At 62.7% G+C, this 17,054-nt stretch carries 15 protein-coding genes and 1 tRNA gene; 9 read left to right on the top strand and 7 right to left on the bottom strand.

The features are described 5' to 3' along the window. Position 1 precedes the first annotated feature (1 nt). The 4 genes from ABIB36_RS06580 (at position 2) to ABIB36_RS06565 (ending at position 6,999) form a co-directional block, all read left to right on the top strand. Entirely contained in the window at positions 2–2,539 is a 2,538-nt protein-coding gene (locus tag ABIB36_RS06580) for an ABC transporter permease (protein ID WP_354560120.1), read from the top strand. Between the two features lie 148 nt (positions 2,540–2,687). Beyond that, positions 2,688–5,270 carry an alpha/beta fold hydrolase gene (locus ABIB36_RS06575; protein WP_354560122.1) on the top strand — a complete coding sequence of 861 codons (2,583 nt, stop codon included), beginning with the start codon at positions 2,688–2,690 and terminating at the stop codon, positions 5,268–5,270. Positions 5,271–5,458: 188 nt separating this feature from the next. Continuing rightward, positions 5,459–6,361 (top strand): alpha/beta fold hydrolase, encoded by a 903-nt coding sequence (locus tag ABIB36_RS06570; protein WP_354560124.1) that lies wholly within the window; start codon positions 5,459–5,461, stop codon positions 6,359–6,361. 2 nt (positions 6,362–6,363) lie between these two features. Beyond that, on the top strand, positions 6,364–6,999 hold the full coding sequence (locus ABIB36_RS06565; RefSeq protein ID WP_354560126.1) for an LON peptidase substrate-binding domain-containing protein: 636 nt from the start codon (positions 6,364–6,366) through the stop codon (positions 6,997–6,999). A 61-nt stretch (positions 7,000–7,060) separates the two neighbouring features. Here ABIB36_RS06565 and ABIB36_RS06560 read toward each other — a convergent pair. Continuing rightward, positions 7,061–7,137, bottom strand: a tRNA-Met gene (locus ABIB36_RS06560). Positions 7,138–7,254: 117 nt separating this feature from the next. Here ABIB36_RS06560 and ABIB36_RS06555 point away from each other — a divergent pair. After that, on the top strand, positions 7,255–8,034 hold the full coding sequence (locus tag ABIB36_RS06555) for a class I SAM-dependent methyltransferase (RefSeq protein ID WP_354560127.1): 780 nt from the start codon (positions 7,255–7,257) through the stop codon (positions 8,032–8,034). A 9-nt stretch (positions 8,035–8,043) separates the two neighbouring features. Here ABIB36_RS06555 and ABIB36_RS06550 read toward each other — a convergent pair whose 3' ends face one another. Beyond that, a complete protein-coding gene (locus ABIB36_RS06550) occupies positions 8,044–8,712 on the bottom strand; it encodes a DUF998 domain-containing protein (protein ID WP_354560129.1) in 669 nt (222 codons plus the stop codon). Between the two features lie 21 nt (positions 8,713–8,733). Continuing rightward, positions 8,734–9,708: an NADPH:quinone oxidoreductase family protein gene (locus tag ABIB36_RS06545; RefSeq protein ID WP_354560131.1), complete on the bottom strand. Its 975-nt coding sequence runs from the start codon at positions 9,706–9,708 to the stop codon at positions 8,734–8,736. A gap of 148 nt (positions 9,709–9,856) precedes the next feature. Between ABIB36_RS06545 and ABIB36_RS06540 the strand changes: the two genes are divergently transcribed. Together ABIB36_RS06540 and ABIB36_RS06535 are read left to right on the top strand one after the other, a co-directional pair. Beyond that, the gene (locus ABIB36_RS06540; RefSeq protein WP_354560133.1) at positions 9,857–10,537 is read left to right on the top strand and encodes a dienelactone hydrolase family protein; all 681 of its coding nucleotides are present in this window, start codon (positions 9,857–9,859) and stop codon (positions 10,535–10,537) included. Further along, complete coding sequence (locus tag ABIB36_RS06535) at positions 10,524–11,399, top strand: amidohydrolase family protein (RefSeq protein WP_354560135.1); 876 nt, start codon at positions 10,524–10,526, stop codon at positions 11,397–11,399. Before ABIB36_RS06540 ends, ABIB36_RS06535 begins: the two co-directional genes overlap by 14 nt. Before the next feature lie 8 nt (positions 11,400–11,407). Here the strand turns inward: ABIB36_RS06535 and ABIB36_RS06530 are convergent, their stop codons facing one another. After that, positions 11,408–12,262: a patatin-like phospholipase family protein gene (locus ABIB36_RS06530; RefSeq protein WP_354560137.1), complete on the bottom strand. Its 855-nt coding sequence runs from the start codon at positions 12,260–12,262 to the stop codon at positions 11,408–11,410. Between the two features lie 43 nt (positions 12,263–12,305). Beyond that, positions 12,306–13,145 carry an alpha/beta hydrolase gene (locus tag ABIB36_RS06525; RefSeq protein WP_084345932.1) on the bottom strand — a complete coding sequence of 280 codons (840 nt, stop codon included), beginning with the start codon at positions 13,143–13,145 and terminating at the stop codon, positions 12,306–12,308. Between the two features lie 213 nt (positions 13,146–13,358). Here ABIB36_RS06525 and ABIB36_RS06520 point away from each other — a divergent pair, with 213 nt between their 5' ends. After that, a complete protein-coding gene (locus tag ABIB36_RS06520; RefSeq protein WP_354560140.1) occupies positions 13,359–14,477 on the top strand; it encodes an alkane 1-monooxygenase in 1,119 nt (372 codons plus the stop codon). 4 nt (positions 14,478–14,481) lie between these two features. Here the strand turns inward: ABIB36_RS06520 and ABIB36_RS06515 are convergent, their stop codons facing one another. Then, entirely contained in the window at positions 14,482–15,672 is a 1,191-nt protein-coding gene (locus tag ABIB36_RS06515; RefSeq protein WP_084345769.1) for an ATP-binding protein, read from the bottom strand. A 294-nt stretch (positions 15,673–15,966) separates the two neighbouring features. On the opposite strand from ABIB36_RS06515, the gene ABIB36_RS06510 reads away from it, so the two are divergent. Beyond that, a complete protein-coding gene (locus ABIB36_RS06510; RefSeq protein WP_354560142.1) occupies positions 15,967–16,449 on the top strand; it encodes an alpha-isopropylmalate synthase regulatory domain-containing protein in 483 nt (160 codons plus the stop codon). Between the two features lie 54 nt (positions 16,450–16,503). On the opposite strand, the gene ABIB36_RS06505 is transcribed toward ABIB36_RS06510, so the two are convergent. After that, positions 16,504–17,004 carry a hypothetical protein gene (locus ABIB36_RS06505; protein ID WP_354560144.1) on the bottom strand — a complete coding sequence of 167 codons (501 nt, stop codon included), beginning with the start codon at positions 17,002–17,004 and terminating at the stop codon, positions 16,504–16,506. Positions 17,005–17,054 lie beyond the last annotated feature (50 nt).

Genomic DNA, 17,054 nt, shown 5'->3' with positions numbered 1-17,054 from the left:
CATGGCCGCCAATCCCATGCGCAAGGTTTCACTGAGAAATCTTGCTGCACACAAAGTTCGTCTTGCACTTACCGTCCTGTCCGTCGTACTCGGAACAGCCTTCGTCGCAGGTTCGTTCGTGTTCACCGATACCTTGCAGCGCACGTTCTCCTCGATCTTCTCCGACACCGCGGCAGGTGCGGATGTTCGAGTCAGCGCGGAGGAAACCGGCTCGAGCGGAGTCCCCACCCAGGATGCCGCGACCATAGAGGCCCTACCGAACGTGGCCGCAGTGATGCCCTACGTCGGCGGACAGATCGTCGTTCTCGACAAGTCCGGGGCGACAGTTCAGTCCGGTGGTGCGCCCACCATCGGGGAGGCCTACATCCCCGATGAACAGAGACTCGGCGCAAAAGAAGACTTCCTCTCCGGCGCTGCGCCCGCTGCCCCCGGTGAAGTCGCGATCAACGAGGGTGGCGCAGAGCGGTCCGGCCTCACCGTCGGGGACTCGACGCAGGTCCTCATTCCGTCCAAGGGCACGGTCGATGTCACGGTGACCGGAATCTACGACACCGCAACCGAATCCGGCGGTTATATCGGAGTCCAGTTCCTGCAGAGCCAAGCGAACGAGCTGTTCTCGGACGGCTCGCATGTCCAGTACTACGACGTCGCTGGTAATGATCTCGCAGCAAAGGGCATGACCCAGGCCGACCTACGCGAGGAGATCGCCGCCGCGCTACCGGATGCCAAGGTGCAGACAGCCGACGAGGTACGCGCCGAAGCCCAGGACGCGATCGAATCCGCGTTGTCCTTCGTGAACTACTTCTTGCTGGCATTCGGCGGCATCGCCCTACTCGTCGGCACGTTCATCATCTACAACACTTTCTCGATGATCGTCGCGCAGCGAGTCCGCGAACTCGCATTGCTCCGTGCCATCGGCGCAAGCCGCAGCCAGGTCAGCCGCTCGGTAGTGTTCGAAGCGCTCATCGTCGGAATCATCGGTAGCGCGCTGGGGTTCGCCGGCGGCGTAGGGCTCGCCTACGGCCTGCGTGCTCTGCTCAATGCCTTCGACGTCGGATTGCCCTCGGGCGCACTCGCTCTCGAACCGAGAACCGTTTTCGTCGCCTTCCTCGTCGGGATCGTCGTGACGGTACTGAGCGCCTACGCGCCGGCCCGTCGTGCCGCCAAGATCCCACCGATCGCGGCCATGCGAGAAGAGTTCGCCTCTGCGGGTGACAGTCTTCGTATGCGCACGATCATCGGGATCGTGATCGGCGCGCTCGGCGCGGTTGCACTTCTCGTGGGCGCGCAATCGACAGGTGGAGCAGCTGCGGGCACCGTCGGAGTCGGAGCCGTCGCCGTCATCATCGCCGTCGCGCTGGCCGCGCCGTCACTCTCGCGTCCGATCGTCGGCGCCTTGGGATCGGTGCTCACTCGGCCCTTCGGTGCGATCGGTTCTCTCGCACGGACCAACTCGGTCCGCAACCCCCGCCGCACGGCAGCAACTGCCTTCGCTCTGATGCTCGGTCTGATGCTCGTCTCCGTGATCGGCGTACTCGGTGCGTCGGCGAAAGCCAGTGTGGACGCTCTCGTCGACACTGGAATCGAGGCGGACTACATCCTGAGCGGACCTCAGGCCATCGGTGTTCCCGTCGGGGCAGGACAAGCCGCCCGTAACACCCCCGGGGTGGACAAGGTCGCGATACTGCACCCAGTACAGGTGAACATCTCCGGTGAATCAACCTTCGGGGTTGCCCTCGACGGAAGTCCCGACGGCTTGTTCGATCGAAAAGTTGTCGAGGGCGATCCAGAACTCTCCGGCGACAGCATCGCTGTCTCGCAGTCGGCGTCCAGCGAGAAGAACTGGCAGCTGGGGACCGTGGTGGACTTGGACTCGTTCGACGGTGTGCGCGTCCCGGTGACCGTGACCAGTATCTACGAGGACAGCCCTTTGGTAGGTGACTGGCTCGTATCCGAGAGCGTCTACGAGCAGGTGACACCGAGCATCGTGCGTTCGGACATCGTGGTTCTCGTCGGTGCGGCCGCAGGTACCGATCTCGATGTCCTACGCAGCGACCTCGAGGCGTCGACGAAGCCGTTCGTCGTCGTACAAGTACAGGACCGCGAGCAGTTCAAGGGCAGCCAGAGCCAACAGATCGATACTCTGCTCGCAGTTCTCTACGGACTCCTCGCGTTGGCAGTCGTGATCGCAATTCTCGGCATCATCAACACACTCGCTCTCTCCGTGGTCGAGCGCCGTCGAGAGATCGGGATGTTGCGGGCCGTGGGGATGCAGCGTGCCCAGGTGCGTCGCACCATCTATCTCGAGTCCCTTTTGATAGCGCTGTTCGGTGCCATCGTCGGACTGGTCCTCGGAATAGTGTTCGGCTGGGGTTTCGTGCGGACGCTTCGCGACGAAGGACTCGGGGTCATGACGGTTCCGTGGGGGCAGGTCATCGGGATGCTGATCGGGTCGGCAATCGTCGGAGTCGGAGCAGCTCTCTGGCCTGCCGCCAGAGCAGCGCGCACGCGCCCGTTGGAGGCCATTGCCGACGCCTGATCGTGGAGGCCCGCCCTCTTGGGCTATGTAACAATGTCGTAAGGGTTGCACATAAAACGACCCTGGGGTTACCTTGTAGCGCGTAAACAGACTCGAAGACGGTTTCTAGTCAAGACCCGAATGGGCTGTGGCACTGCAAGGGGGGGGCATGTCGCTTCATCCGACCGACACGTCCCCACACTCCGACCTCGCGCCGATGTGCAAACCCGATCTGCGGGACACGCTGCTGGATCGGTTGTGCGAGGTCGCCCACGCGCTACCCGACGCGACGGCTCTGGTCGCGGACGACGGCGTACTCACCTTCGACCAGCTTCTGCACCGGACGTATGCAGTGGCCCGCAAGATTGCGCACCTGACCCAGGTCGATCGAAGTCCCATCGCGGTGGACGGGCGCAACACGACCGAGTCGATCACGTTGATGCTTGCGGTCATCGCGTCCGGGCACTCTTTGATACCTCTCGACTCGAACCTGCCCGAGACTCGACGCCGGCACATCGTCGAGCAGGCAGCCGCGCTGCGGATGAACACTGCCGACATCTCCGACGCCGAAGACTCGGCTGCGCCGCTCCCGACGGTAACCGGGGATCAAGTTGCGATGATCGCGTTCACTTCCGGATCGACAGGCGTCCCCAAGGGGGTTCTGCTCAGTCACCGGATGTGCCTGAGCAAAGCGTACGAAGTCAGCTCGGCCCTGGCGCTCAGGCCACGTGACCGCGTGGGGAATGTGCTTCCAGTGAGCTTCGGTGCCGGCGTCAACACCCTGTTCGCAGGTCTTCTCAGTGGCGCACAGGTGCATTGCCGCGATCCGCGAGCGGTCCACCTGGATCAGTTGGCAGCATGGATCGAGCGGTGCTCCATCACGACTTTGCATTGCTCACCTTCGCTGGTGAGTAGCGTTCGCACGACGCTAGCCACCTCGAACGTGCCGCCTTCTCTCGTAGGCGCGGTACCTGCGAACACAATCCCGTCACTTCGCGTCGTCACCACGTACGGAGAAGCACTTCACTCTTCCGACGTACGCTTTTTTCGATCCGTGCTCGGTAGTGATGCAACCTTCGTCAATTGGTACGCCACAACCGAATCCGGTGTAGTCGCCTACAATTCATACAGCGCGGACCAGCCTCTTCCCCACGGGTTCATTCCTGCCGGGTACAGCCCACACGGAAAGATCGTGGAGATCGTCGGAGTAGGCGGTCGGACGCGAAAGTTGGGTGAGATCGGCGAAATTCGAATCTCGGCGCCCTTGTCGGCCGATGGATATCTCGGGCTGGAAGAGTTGACGCGCTCGCGTTTCAGTACTCACGACGCAACTCACCGCTACCTCACCGGAGATGTAGGTCGCATCGATCGGTTCGGGGTTCTGCACCTCGTGGGTCGAGTCGATGATGTGATCAAAGTGTCCGGCTACCTGGTAGAGCCCACGGAAGTCGAAGCAGCACTTCGTACTATCGACGGTGTGGACGATGCCACGGTCGTTGCACGCGATGTCGAATCGGGCAAGGAACTCGTCGCATACTTCGTCTCCGATCGATCTTCTGTCGCCGCAGTGCGCGATGCACTGCGCAGAGACTTGCCGGAATGGACGGTTCCCGCACATATCACCCGGGTGGACAGGATCGACCGGAACGAACGAGGCAAGGTCGATCGTTCGAAACTCTTCGACTCCGAACCGTTGCCGGAGGCGCTGTCCGACAACGCTTTCGATGGACCCACCGAAAGGTGGATAGGCAATATAGTTCAACAAGAACTAGGGCTGGACGACATCGCCCGCGACGCGGATTTTGCTGCGCTGGGTGCCACCTCACTTGCTTTGACCACGATCGTGGTGGGAGTGCGACAGTCCTTCCACGTCGAGATCTCCACCGAGGAACTTGCGCAGGCGATGAACATCCGTAGCTTGGCCCGGACCGTCGATGCCAAGCTCGCCGATGCCGATCTGGACACCGCAAGGTCGTCACACGACGGAGTCATGGTTCCGCTGCGGAGCGAAGGTTCCGCGGCTCCCCTCTTCGTCATCGCGGGAGCGGGCGTACCAGCAGTCGGACTCATCCCTCTGGCCAATCACCTGGACCACGACCGTCCCGTATATGCGATACAAGCCAAAGGGCTTGGGAAAAAGGCACTTCCGGACCGCAGCATCGGCAAAGCCGCGCGTCGATATGTCCGCGAGATCCGCCGGATCCAGCCACAGGGACCGTATCTGCTCGTCGGCCATTCACTCGGAGCATGGATTGCCCTCGAGATGGCTCGTATCCTCGAATCGGACGGTGACATAGTCGCCGAGCTGATTCTGCTCGACCCTCGCCTGTACCGAACGATGTTGGACAAGCTGTCGGAGCGCAACACCGATCTCGAAGCGGCCCCCGACAGAGCACCGCTCCGCAAACCCTGCCTTCCCGCGCTCGCTCGCCGGGCGGTGTCCGTCGCACTGGCGGGGTTGGTCCGGTTTCCGACCACCGAGCGCTGGCTGGCATTCGGCATCATCGGTCACAGAGCACTCGACGCTCATCGACCGAAGCCATGGAGCGGCCCGGTCACTGTTGTCGTCACGGGCGAGAACACCTCCGATCGACGCTCCTGGGAAACGCTGGCGACGGGCAATCTCGTCATCAGAGAAGTTCCTGGCAATCACATCGACATGGTTCGCGAGCCCATCGTCGCCAGAGTCGCCGACATCATCGACGACGCACTGCACAGGCGCAGGCGGCGGGAACGGACAGATCACAGATGACCGACTCGATAGAACGGCGGCGAAGCCGCAGACCGCTGATGACGTCCATCGCCACTCATCGTGATGGCCACCAGTCCTCGATGCAGCCTTGTAACGTGACGCAGGACTCGATGAGCTGTCCTCGGTCCCCCGATACGCGTACGTTGGTTTTCGATGCTGTAGCAACGCAGCCGGGAGGCTCTCGACCCATGAACATGGACTCACCGCGTTACCCAATGGCCTCGGTCGAACTGCACAAAGACGTACTTCGCTATGTCGACGTCGGCGATGGTCCACCCATCGTGCTGGTGCATGGTCTGCTGGGATCGAACGAGTCCTGGGCAGGGCAAATCGAACGCCTGTCGGCGCGGCACCGTGTCATCGCGCCCGATCTGTTCGGCCACGGCCGATCCGACAAGCCGTCCGGAGACTATTCACTCAGCTCGCATGCTGCGACGATCCGCGATCTGCTCGAACATCTGAACATCAAGTCCGCGTCGATGGTCGGCCATTCGCTGGGCGGCGGGATCGTCATGCAGGCCGTCTACCTGTTCCCGGGGTTGGTCGAGCGGTTGGTGCTCGTCAGCAGCGGCGGTCTCGGCACCGAAGTGAGCCTGCTTCTCAAGGCCGCCACCTTGCCCGGCAGTGAGCTCGTTCTTCCGGTTTTGGCGTCCGACTGGGTACGCAAGAATGCCGAGAGCGTCATGGGGCAGTTGCACAAATGGGGGCTTCCGGTACGGCCGGGTGCGAGCATGGCGGAAACGTGGCGCTCGTTCAAGTCGGTGTCCGACCGACAGACCCGCGAAGCTTTCCTTGCCTCCACGCGCGCAGTCGTCGGCCCGCGTGGACAGACGGTCAGCGCCAAGCAGCACTTCGAGAAATTCGAATCGATCCCATCGCTACTGATCTGGGGTGGCAAGGACCGCATGATTCCGGCTTCCCATGCCGACAACATCAGGCGGGAAGTGCCCAATAGCCGTGTCGAGATCTTCTCCGACGCAGGACATTTCCCGCAGCTGGACGAGCCGGATCTTTTCTTCCGCGTTCTCGACGAATTTCTCACCGCGAACTCCCCGGTCGAGGCAGCACCGACAACTGCAGTGTCGGACTGACAATGTCGCTGTGGCCAATGTTTCCACTCGGCAGCGTGTTGCTGCCAGGGGAGCGTCTTCCTCTGCACATCTTCGAGCCGCGTTACCAGGAACTCTTGGCCGCTTGTCTCACCATGGAGGACCCCAGTTTCGGGGTGGTGCTGATTGCGCGAGGGAAAGAGTCCGGGGGCGGAGATGTGCGCCACCATATTGCAACGGCTGCTCACATCGTCGCCCACGAAGAGGTCGGTGACGGCAGGCATTACGTGGAATGTGTAGGGAACGAAAGACTTCGAATCGACGCGTGGCTGGAGGACGACCCCTACCCGCGCGCTGATCTTCGTGTGTGGGCCGACGAGAACGCGGACGCTCCGCCGCTCGAATCCGAGTTCGAGTCACTGCAGGATAAGATTTCTCAGCTGTACGCATTGATCGGCAACCTGGCACGGGCCGAAGGTGCTGCGCCACCGCCTGATCCGAGTTTCTCCGCTCTTCCTGCCGAGGCAGGTGAACGCTTATTCACCCTTGCCGCGCAGGTACCGATGGGGCAGGCCGACCGTCAGGACGTCCTGGAGGCACCCGGCCCGTCCGAACGGCTACGGGTACTCGTCGACTCTGTCGACAACGTCACCGATATCGTCAAGTTCAGATTGAGCTGAACGGCGCAAACAGACACAAAAAAAGAACCAGTACCCGAAGGTACTGGTTCTTTTCTGACATTGGTAGCGGGGACAGGATTTGAACCTGCGACCTCTGGGTTATGAGCCCAGCGAGCTACCGAGCTGCTCCACCCCGCGTCGGTGTGAAACCAACACTACATGCCTCGGAGCGGATCGCCCAATCACCAGGTCAACCACCGACTCAGCAGCCGATATGATTGCCCTTACGACGCGCTCGGGCGGAGGATGAGAGCCATGAACGATGAGACTTCTCGGATGTTCGCAGCGCCGGCAGCGGGCTACGACCGGTTGATCGGACGCTATCTGCGTACCTTGGCACCGACATTCGCCGATGCAGTCCCCGTCACGACGGGCATGCACGTCGTCGACATCGGCTGTGGCCCTGGCGGTTTGACGCGTGAGCTGGTGTCGCGGGTCGGCGCGTCAGGGGTCTCGGCGATCGATCCTTCTGCACCTTTCGTCGAGGCTTGTCGAGCCCGCAATCCGGGCGTCGATGTCCGCGGGGGCTTCGCCGAGCGCCTGCCCTTCGACACGGACTCGTTCGATGCTGCGCTGGCGAGTCTCGTCATAGGGTTCATGCGCGACCCGGTGGCCGGTGTGCGCGAAATGGCCCGCGTCACCAGGCCTGGCGGGACGGTGGCAGCGTGTCAATGGGACCGCGCCGGGATGCCCGCTATGCGGATCCTCGGCCAGTTCATGGTCGCCGCAGACCCCACTGTCAACGACAGGATGAAGCTGACCGGCGACACCGCAGGGGAGATTGCTGCGGTGTTCCGCGAGGCCGGCCTCACCGATGTCGAGGACGGCGCGCTCACGGCCCGCGGCTCGTACGCTGACTTCGACGACTGGTGGGAGCCGTTCACCCTCGGTATCGGCCCGCACGGTGCCTACCTCGAGACACTCGACGACAGTGGCCGCGAAGCCCTTCGATTGGCCTGCCTGAACACCTTCGACCGCCCGGAGCAGCCCTTCACGGTGGAAGCCCGCGCGTGGTTCGCTCGGGGAACGGTGTAAAACGAACCGCTAATGCCTCGTGCGCGCAACAACCAACCCGAGCGCTGCCGCGGTGAGCAGCTCCCAGCCGGTGAACGTGTAGATCGACGCGCGCTCCATCACACCCACTGGGCCGACACCGGCGATCAGCAGACCGGAAGCAACGAAACCGAGCACCCCCAATCCGACACTGCCCCTCGAGTACCAACGCGGGCAGGTTGGAACACCCGTGCCGACGAGCAGGGCAATGATGTTTCCGGCGCCGATCGCCAGAACCGCACCGATAATGTGTGTATTTCCGTCACCGGCATGTACGACGGCAACGAGCACGCTGCCGAGGGAGTAGGCGGCTATTGCTCCGAGATACACCCATCGCCGACGTCCGAGCAGCGATGCCGAACAGATGCCCGCAGCCAGCACCGAGATCGCGGACACGCAGAATGCGACGTTCATCAGCCACGAGGTGTCCGATGTTGTCGGCACGCCGAGATCGCTGACGGTGTCATAGGCGTACCGGTAGCCCTCGGATCGTGAGGCGGTCAACGCCTCGAGCAGCAGATATTGCAGCGAGGCGAAGGCGAAGAGCAGGCCTGCAGCGCGTGCTTTCCTACGTGGAATGTCGTACTCCTCAGGGCTGGGAACCGATCCGTCCGTCTTCGAGAACGTCTTCCCCGCGGAGGTGGCCGCGTCGGCGCACACCCGCGAGGTCGATCGGCCGGACTAGCTGAGCGTCAGGACGACTTTGCCTGCGGCGGTTCGATTTTCGAGAGAAGCAATTGCCTCACCCGCCTTCTCGAGCGGGAACACCGACGGCTCGGGTGCAGTCAGCTTGCCCGAGGCGAGCAATGGTTCGACCTCGGCCCACTGCTGCTTCAGGTAGCCCGGACGCGTCATCCACCATGCGCCCCAGCCCACTCCCACGACGTCGACGTTGTTGAGCAGCAGTCGGTTGACCTTGACCGTCGGGATCTCACCGCCGGTGAACCCGATCACCAGGATCCGACCCGACGGCGCAAGACTGCGAATGCTGTCGGTGAACCGGTCACCGCCGACGGGATCGACGACGATGTCGACGCCTTTGCCTCCGGTGAGTGCCTTCACCGCGTCCTTCCATCCGTCCACGAGCACGACGTCGGTGGCGCCCGCGGCCCGCGCGATCTCGGCCTTCGCTTCCGAGCTGACGACGGCAATAACCCGTGCAGCGCCCAGAACCGGAGCCATCCGCAGCGCGGAGGTACCGATGCCTCCCGCGGCGCCGTGCACGAGAACCGTTTCGCCCTCGGTGAGACGTCCGCGCTCACGTAGCGCGAAATGCACCGTCAGATCGTTGAACAACAGTCCGGCGCCTGCCGTCAACGAGACGGCGTCCGGGAGCGCGAAGACGGTCTCCGGGGCCACGGCGGCGACCGAGGCCATACCGTCGGACAGTCCGGTCAAGGCGGCGACGCGATCACCTGCGGTGAACCCGGATCCCTCGGGTGCCGACCGAACGACGCCCGCTATCTCACTGCCCGGCACGAACGGCAACGAGGGCTTGTACTGGTAGAGCCCGCGAGTCAGCAGAGCGTCCGGGAAGGCGACCCCGGCGGCGTGTACGTCGATCAGCACGGACTTCCCGTCGTCGGCCGGTTCGTCGACGTCGACGATCTCGACCGAATCCGGTCCATCCAGCTTCGTGATGTGCACCGCACGCATGAACTGTCCTCTCGTTGGGAAAAGATCCCTTTTCGATCAGGGCGCGAAGCGCCGTGTGACCCACGGTACAAAACCGGCGTGAGGAGCGCGGACCCGGCCGGGGGAGGCCGGGGCGGAGATGGATCGGCCGAGGTGGTCCAATCGAGGTATGTCCACCCCCCTCACCACTGTTACGCCTTCCGGAACCCCTCGCGGCGGTGTCGTCGTAGTTCAGGAGGCCTTCGGCGTCACCGACCACATCGTCGATATCTGCCAACGATTCGCCGACGCCGGCTGGGTCGCCACCGCGCCCCATCTGTTCCATCGACAACAAACCCAGATCATCGCGTACGACGATATGGACCCGGCCATGGCAGCCATCGGCGCACTGAAGGCAAGCGAGGTCGATTCCGATGTCGACGCCGGATTCTCGGCTTTGGCCGAACTCGGATTCGAGCCACAGCAGACTGCGATCGTCGGATTCTGCATGGGCGGATCGGTCACCTTCCAGACCGCTGTACGACGCTCTGTCGGCGCCGCCGCGACGTTCTATGGTGGCGGAATCTCGAAGGGACGCTTCGGATATCCGGCAATGTTGTCGGTCGCCGATGCGTTGCAGACGCCCTGGCACGGGTTCTTCGGCGACCTGGACAAGGGAATTCCCATCGACGAGGTCGAACAATTGCGCACCGCGGTAGCGACGTCACCAGTGTCGATCGGCATCACCCGATACGCCCAGGGCGAGCATGGATTCAACTGCAACGACCGTCCCGCGGTCTACAATCCCGAGGCCGCAGCCGACGCCTGGACGAAGACACTCGAATGGTTCGACGGCCATGTCGCCCACTGAAACCGAGCAGATCCGGTCCTTCTGGGCGGACCTCGGATTGCCCGGACTTTTCGATGTCCACACCCACTTCATGCCGAAGAACGTCATGGACAAGGTCTGGACGTACTTCGACTCCGCGGGCCCCCTCACCGGAATGGCCTGGCCGATCACCTACCGGGAGGACGAGGACACGCGTATCGAGATGATGCGCGAGTTCGGTGTACGGGGGTTCACCTCGATGATCTACCCGCACAAGCCAGGCATGGCGGAGTGGCTGAACTCGTGGGGCACACAGTTCGCGCAGCGGGTGCCCGATTGCGTGCACACCGCCACGTTCTACCCCGAGGAAGGTGCCACGCAGTACGTCGAATCTGCGGTGGCGTCCGGCACCCGAATTTTCAAGTCACACATACAGGTCGGGAACTACCCGCCGAACGATCCACTGCTCGACGGCGTGTGGGGGATCATCGAGGACGCGGCGATCCCCGTCGTGATCCATTGCGGTTCGGGGCCGGCTTCCGGACCACACACCGGTCCGGAATCGATTGCCACGCTACTGCAACGCTTTCCACGACTTCCGCTGATCATCGCGCACATGGGAATGCCCGAGTATCTTCAGTTTCTCGAGATGGCGTTGCAGTATCCGAACGTGCGACTCGATACGACCATGGCGTTCACCGATTTCTCGGAAGCGTCTTGGCCGTTCCCGAAATCCGGACGACCGAAACTGATAGATCTTCAGGGCCGCATACTGTTCGGGAGCGACTTCCCCAACATCCCGTATCCGTATCTGGACGCACTGACCGCGGTGGCTCGCCTCGATCTGGGAGACGAGTGGGTCTCGGACGTGTGCTACCGAAACGGAGCGAGCCTGTTCCTGTAGGGAAAGGCTCAGCTCATTTCGAATGCGCTTATCGCATCGGCTATCCGGCCACCCTGGGCAAACCCCGCTTCGGCGGTGTCGGCTCGCCTGGCCGGATCCGTCGGGTCGGGGCCGATTGCCGCGATAGCGTTTTCGTCGGGTTGCACGAGTTCCACAGCGGATCCGCGCGCGATCAGAAGTGCACGCTCACGCTCGAACTTTCCGCCCGAGGGTTCGACGAGACCGACCTTCAGCACCAGTACACGTGCGAAACCGACTGCCAGATCCACATTTTCATCGGATCGGACCCCGCCGTCGACATAGCGGTGATCACCGATGGTGACCGGCGGCCACATCCCGGGGATCGCGCAACTCGCGGCCACGGCGTCGACCAGTTGAACTCCCGAGCCTCGATCCAACACTCGATGGCGTCCGGTCACGGCGTCGACAGCAACCACACGAAGATCGCGGTCGGGCCATCGGTGTGAGGGGAGCCGTTGCGCGATGACGGCGCGTCGTTCGGCCTCTGGAACGGTTCGAGCAGCGATCGCAGCGGCACCGACCAGCCGCGCGAACTCCTGCTCGTTCCCCCCTGCCCGCTCGGTTGCCCGAGCGAACAGGTCGAGGACGTCCGTCAAGGAACCGTCCGCCCTCAGCTCGTCTACCTGCAGGGCCGGATCGATCTGCCGCGCGTAGAGATCGCCGAGCGAAGTACCGCTGGTCACCTGAGCTGCCACGGTCGATCCAGCTGACGTGCCGAGGACCATGTCGGACCACCCCGGGGCCGTCACGTCGACACCCTCGCAGGCCATACCGTGCAACAAACCGGTCTGCCAGGCGATGCCGGCAACCCCTCCACCGCCGAGAACCAATGCTGTACGCAACGTGCAACCCTCGTCTTTCGTAGCCTGGGTAGAACCTACCGGCTCACGCGACTCTCGGCGACAGCCAGGCGATCAGGTCGTCGAGGACCCGATCGTGCTCGGGTTCGTTGAAGATCTCGTGGTAGAGCCCGTCGTACACCTCGAGGGTCAGGTCGGTCGATCCGGCGGATTCGGCGATCGAGCGACTGCCCGATATGTCGGCAAGTTTGTCCGCGCTGCCGTGCTGCAGAAGAACCGGGAGCGTGAGGGTATGCAGCCGCGCGGGATAACTCTCCATGGCGCCGACCAATCCGCTGGCCAGCCCGGCTGGAATTTTGCCGTGGTAGACGAGAGGGTCGGCGTTGTACGCGGCCACGACGGCCGGATCACGCGACACCGCCGCCGAGTCGAGTTCCTGAACCGGCAAGCTCGGCGCGATCTTGCCCAGTATCTTGCCGATTGGAATCAGAATTTTCGGAGTGCTGTCACCGAGGACGACCGCGGGGGCGGACAGCATCAGCGCATCGAGCTCGTCTTGGTACTCGAGGGCGTACGACAGGGCGATCGCACCACCCATGCTGTGACCGAGCAGAAAACTCCGAGTACCGGGGTAAGCCGCACCGGCGATTCGAAAGACCTCGTGCAGGTCGTCGACGAAGTCCGACCACTTCTTCAGTTCGAGCCGCTTGCCACCGGATCTTCCGTGCCCACGATGATCGGGCGCATAGACGACGAGACCGAGCGTACCGAGACGTTCGATGACGTGGTGGTAGCGGCCCGCGTGTTCACCGAGCCCATGTGAGAGCACCAGGATCGCCGACGGCTGGAGATCTTCGGGCGTCCAGACGTCGTACACGATCTTGGTTCCATGCACGCCACTGAACGATGCCTCGGTGCGTTTCACGTGTATCTCTCCTTGTCTACGACGCTGAACTTCAGCGATCTGAAAGGCGGTCTTCTTCTCGGAGAAAGACGGCGTCCCCATCCGATCACGAGGTGGTGCCGAATTGCAGGGGATCGGCTGACGTGAGGTTTGCTGACAATTTGCTGTTACCGTTTTATCGTAGGTTGCTCGGAAGTTTTGGTTGATGTAGCGAAAGGGCGTGCTCCACTCTCTATGAATGCTCCTTCCGAGGCGCTGCCCGGTGCGCGGTGGCGAGACCCCAAGCGCTACCTCTGGCCGCTCGGTCTGGTCATTCCGTTGAGCCCGTTTCTGGCCTGGGGACTGGTCACAGTGCTGGGCCCAGGCGCCTTTTGGCTCCTCGGCCTGTTGATCATGGGAATCGTCATCCCACTGATCGACGTCTTCGCCGGGGTCGACCGGACCAACCCACCACTCGAGGCTGCGCGAGCCCTCGAGAACGACAAGTACTACCGCTGGTGCCTGTACCTACTGATACCGCTTCAATACGCGGGTTTGGTTGCCGCATGCTATCTCTGGGCCTACGGGCCACTCGGAGTTCCCGAGCGGTTGGCACTCGCCGTCACCATCGGGATCGTTGGCGGTGTGGGCATCAACGCTGCTCACGAACTCGGACACAAGCGCGAAAACGTCGAACGGTGGTTGTCCAAGGTCACACTCGCACAGGCGTTTTACGGACACTTCTACGTCGAGCACAATCACGGCCACCATGTTCGCGTCGCCACCCCCGAAGACCCTGCGTCGGCGCGTTACGGAGAAAGTTTCTGGAAATTTCTGCCTCGCAGCATAGTCGGCGGCCTCACCTCGGCCTGGAGCCTCGAGCAACGTCGTCTGCACCGGGTCGGTTCCGCGAAATGGTCCGCCCACAACGACCTGTTCAATGCCGCCGCGATCTCACTCGTGTTGTTCGCGGTCCTCATCGGGGTCTTCGGCTGGCAGGTTGCGCCGTACCTCCTGATACAGGCAGTAATCGCCATCGTTCTGTTCGAGGCCGCCAACTACCTCGAGCACTACGGCTTGCTGCGGCAGAAGAAGAGCAACGGCAAGTACGAACGAACCGATCACCGGCACAGCTGGAACAGCGACCATCTCTGGAGCAATCTTTTTCTGTACCACCTCCAGCGGCACAGCGATCACCACGCTCACCCGACCCGCCGCTACCAATCCCTTCGGACCGTCGACGAATCCCCCCAGCTCCCAGCCGGTTACGCGGTGATGATCTTCTGCGCATTGATCCCGCCACTGTGGCGAAAAGTGATGGATCAGAGATTGATCGACTTCTACGACGGGGACATGTCCCGGATCAACAGCTGACCCGCTACTCGTCGGTCTGAGCCCGCAGATACCGCCCGAAGTGCGGGACGGTGAACGCGATGGTCCCGCGCTCGGCGGAGTAGATCAGACCCTTCTTGATCAGTCCGTCACGAGCAGGCGACAACGATGCCGGCTTGCGCTTCAACTCCGTCGCCACCGCAGACGTCGGTACCGAGGTGTCGTCGCTGGACAGATCGGCCATAGCTCGCATGTACTCACGCTCGGCAGGGGTGGCGCGCTCGTAGCGAGACCCGAAGAATCCGACGGCAAGTTCCTCCTCGGCCGTCGGGGCTGCAACCCGCACGTCCTCTGCCGTGATCGGACTCTCGGGCGCCAGATCCCATGTCGCCTTGCCGTAGGCCTGAACGAAGTACGGGTATCCATCCGCCGCCTCGTAGAGCGCGTCGAGTGCCTCGGTCGTGAATTCCACGTCCTCGCGATCAGCAGGAGCGATCAACGCGAGATCAGCAGCCTTCCGCTCGAGCCGCCCGATCCGGTGGTAGCTGAACAGTCTTTCGGAGTAGCTCTTCGACGCCGACAACACAGCGGGGAGGTGCGGAAGACCTGCTCCGACGATGATGAGCGGCGCCGCATCTTGACTGAGCTCATGGCAGGCCGCGCACAGCGCCGAGATGTCGGCCGGCCCCAGATCCTGCATTTCGTCGATGAATATCGAGATGCCGACGCCGACGTCACCGGCCAGCACCGACGCGTCGAGCAGCAGTTCCACCAAATCGATCTCGATGTCCCCGGAATCCGCCCGGCCGCTGAGCGCGGGAACATCGATACCGGGCTGCCAACGTTCACGCATCCCCTTGTCGGCGGAGGCACGCAAGGCGAAGGCTTTGAGTACACCGAGGAATTCGTCGACCCTCTCCGGATCGCGATGCGCGGCAGCAATGCCGCGAACAGCCATGTGCAGCGCAGACGAGAGCGGTCGACGCAATTCTTGATCCGGCCTTGCCTCGATCTTGCCGGTTCCCCAACCGCGTGCGACCGCGGCCGAGCGAAGATGATTGAGCAGAACGGTCTTGCCCACGCCGCGCAACCCCGTCAGGACCACACTTCGCTCCGGTTTACCGCGAGTGATCCGCTCGAGCACGACGTCGAACGCGTCGAGTTGCTTCTCGCGGCCTGCAAGTTCGGGTGGGCGCTGGCCTGCGCCCGGAGCGTAGGGATTACGCACGGGGTCCATGGGGTCAAGATAACAACCGCCATAGCAAAGTATCGGCACATCTAGCGCGTGTCCTAGACGCCGGTATGGACGGCTAGCGACCCTCTCGGCTTGTATCGACGAGTCTTCACAATGTCCTAGATTTCGATAGACTCGACTACACGGTTGCACGAGAGCGGAAACTGCGCCTACATTGGACTCTGTGGAACACCTTCTCGTAGTACGCCGCCGTAGCGGGGTCTAATTCGGACCGACCCCTCGCTGCGGGTCGTCGTGCTATCTCGGTCCTCCCTTCGCTTTCGGAGAACCACCGACATGAATACTCTCTCTTCCACCACTTTCTCGAGCGACTGCTTCGCTGCCCGCTATGGCGCACCACTACCGCGCGACCTTCGTGACCAGGCCGCGAACATGAGCTGGGCTGCTTTCTTGCAGCGCTTCGGCGCACGCACCGGGCCCATCAGACTGGGCAGCTGGTCCGCCCAGCCCGGCCCTGGTGGACAGACGAGATTCGACGCGACCTTCGGCGTCGGGAACGCGATCCACACGACAACAGCAACGTCTCACGGCCCGATCGATGCCCTGACCTCGATGTTGTACGACGCAGGTTTCCATATCGAAATCCTGAACTTTCACCAGCAGACCGTTTCCGAGAACGGCATACATGCCGCCAAGATCGCCACCTTCGTCCTCTGCGAATTCGACGGCCGCCGCGCGTGGTCCATGGCGATGGACGGGGACGGCACGAGCTCGTCCATCCGAGCCGTCATCGGTGCGGCCAACATGTTGCACGGGTAACTCTCCGACCTTCTACTGCACTCTTGTCGACAGGCTAGATCTCGGTAGAGAGCACTAGGGCATTTCGATGGTCTGCGAACGCGCTATCTCCTCGATCGCCCGCCGGATATAGACCTCACTCGACGTCGAGGCATGCGCACCTTGTCCGTCTGCCGCACGCCGGGTGGGACTGGACAGCTCGGCAATGATCAACAACGCATGACCTGCTCGGGGTCGCGGACGTACAGCCTCGGTGTCCGCGACCCCGAGCGCACCTGTGAGCACTTCTACGAATCCATCGACATCGAGGTCGCCGAACCATTCCGATGCCGAGCGCACTGTCCGCGCCAGCACATCCTGAACATCGTCGCCGGTCAGCCCGTCGGGATGCAGTTCTTCGAGCAGCGCTCGGATGATCTCGGCATGCACCAGACCGACCTGCGCCGCGTCCTCGGACTCCACGTCGGCCACGGCGTCGCGATAGGCATCCTCCGAGCGCGCACGAGCGGCAGCAAGCGCCTCCTCGGTGGAGGTCGCGATAGCTCGGGGTGTCGCGGGCCAGTCGTTGGGCCACATCTCGAGGGTTCCTTTTGTTGGGCGAAGAGGTTGGACAATCCTCCCACCTT

It is taken from the genome of Rhodococcus sp. UYP9 (genome assembly GCF_040547235.1).
In the GTDB taxonomy this organism is placed as follows: domain Bacteria; phylum Actinomycetota; class Actinomycetes; order Mycobacteriales; family Mycobacteriaceae; genus Rhodococcoides.
Note: the sequence above shows the minus strand (reverse complement) of the source record. Positions and strands in the feature narration are given on the sequence as shown.

Excerpts from the sequence above, each read along its gene's own strand:
- ABIB36_RS06580 (WP_354560120.1), top strand. The coding sequence starts at position 2 with ATGGCCGCCAATCCCATGCGCAAGGTTTCACTGAGAAATCTTGCTGCA.
- ABIB36_RS06575 (WP_354560122.1), top strand. The coding sequence starts at position 2,688 with ATGTCGCTTCATCCGACCGACACGTCCCCACACTCCGACCTCGCGCCG.
- ABIB36_RS06570 (WP_354560124.1), top strand. The coding sequence starts at position 5,459 with ATGAACATGGACTCACCGCGTTACCCAATGGCCTCGGTCGAACTGCAC.
- ABIB36_RS06565 (WP_354560126.1), top strand. The coding sequence starts at position 6,364 with ATGTCGCTGTGGCCAATGTTTCCACTCGGCAGCGTGTTGCTGCCAGGG.
- ABIB36_RS06555 (WP_354560127.1), top strand. The coding sequence starts at position 7,255 with ATGAACGATGAGACTTCTCGGATGTTCGCAGCGCCGGCAGCGGGCTAC.
- ABIB36_RS06545 (WP_354560131.1), bottom strand. The coding sequence starts at position 9,708 with ATGCGTGCGGTGCACATCACGAAGCTGGATGGACCGGATTCGGTCGAG.
- ABIB36_RS06540 (WP_354560133.1), top strand. The coding sequence starts at position 9,857 with ATGTCCACCCCCCTCACCACTGTTACGCCTTCCGGAACCCCTCGCGGC.
- ABIB36_RS06535 (WP_354560135.1), top strand. The coding sequence starts at position 10,524 with ATGTCGCCCACTGAAACCGAGCAGATCCGGTCCTTCTGGGCGGACCTC.
- ABIB36_RS06520 (WP_354560140.1), top strand. The coding sequence starts at position 13,359 with ATGAATGCTCCTTCCGAGGCGCTGCCCGGTGCGCGGTGGCGAGACCCC.
- ABIB36_RS06515 (WP_084345769.1), bottom strand. The coding sequence starts at position 15,672 with ATGGACCCCGTGCGTAATCCCTACGCTCCGGGCGCAGGCCAGCGCCCA.
- ABIB36_RS06510 (WP_354560142.1), top strand. The coding sequence starts at position 15,967 with ATGAATACTCTCTCTTCCACCACTTTCTCGAGCGACTGCTTCGCTGCC.
- ABIB36_RS06505 (WP_354560144.1), bottom strand. The coding sequence starts at position 17,004 with ATGTGGCCCAACGACTGGCCCGCGACACCCCGAGCTATCGCGACCTCC.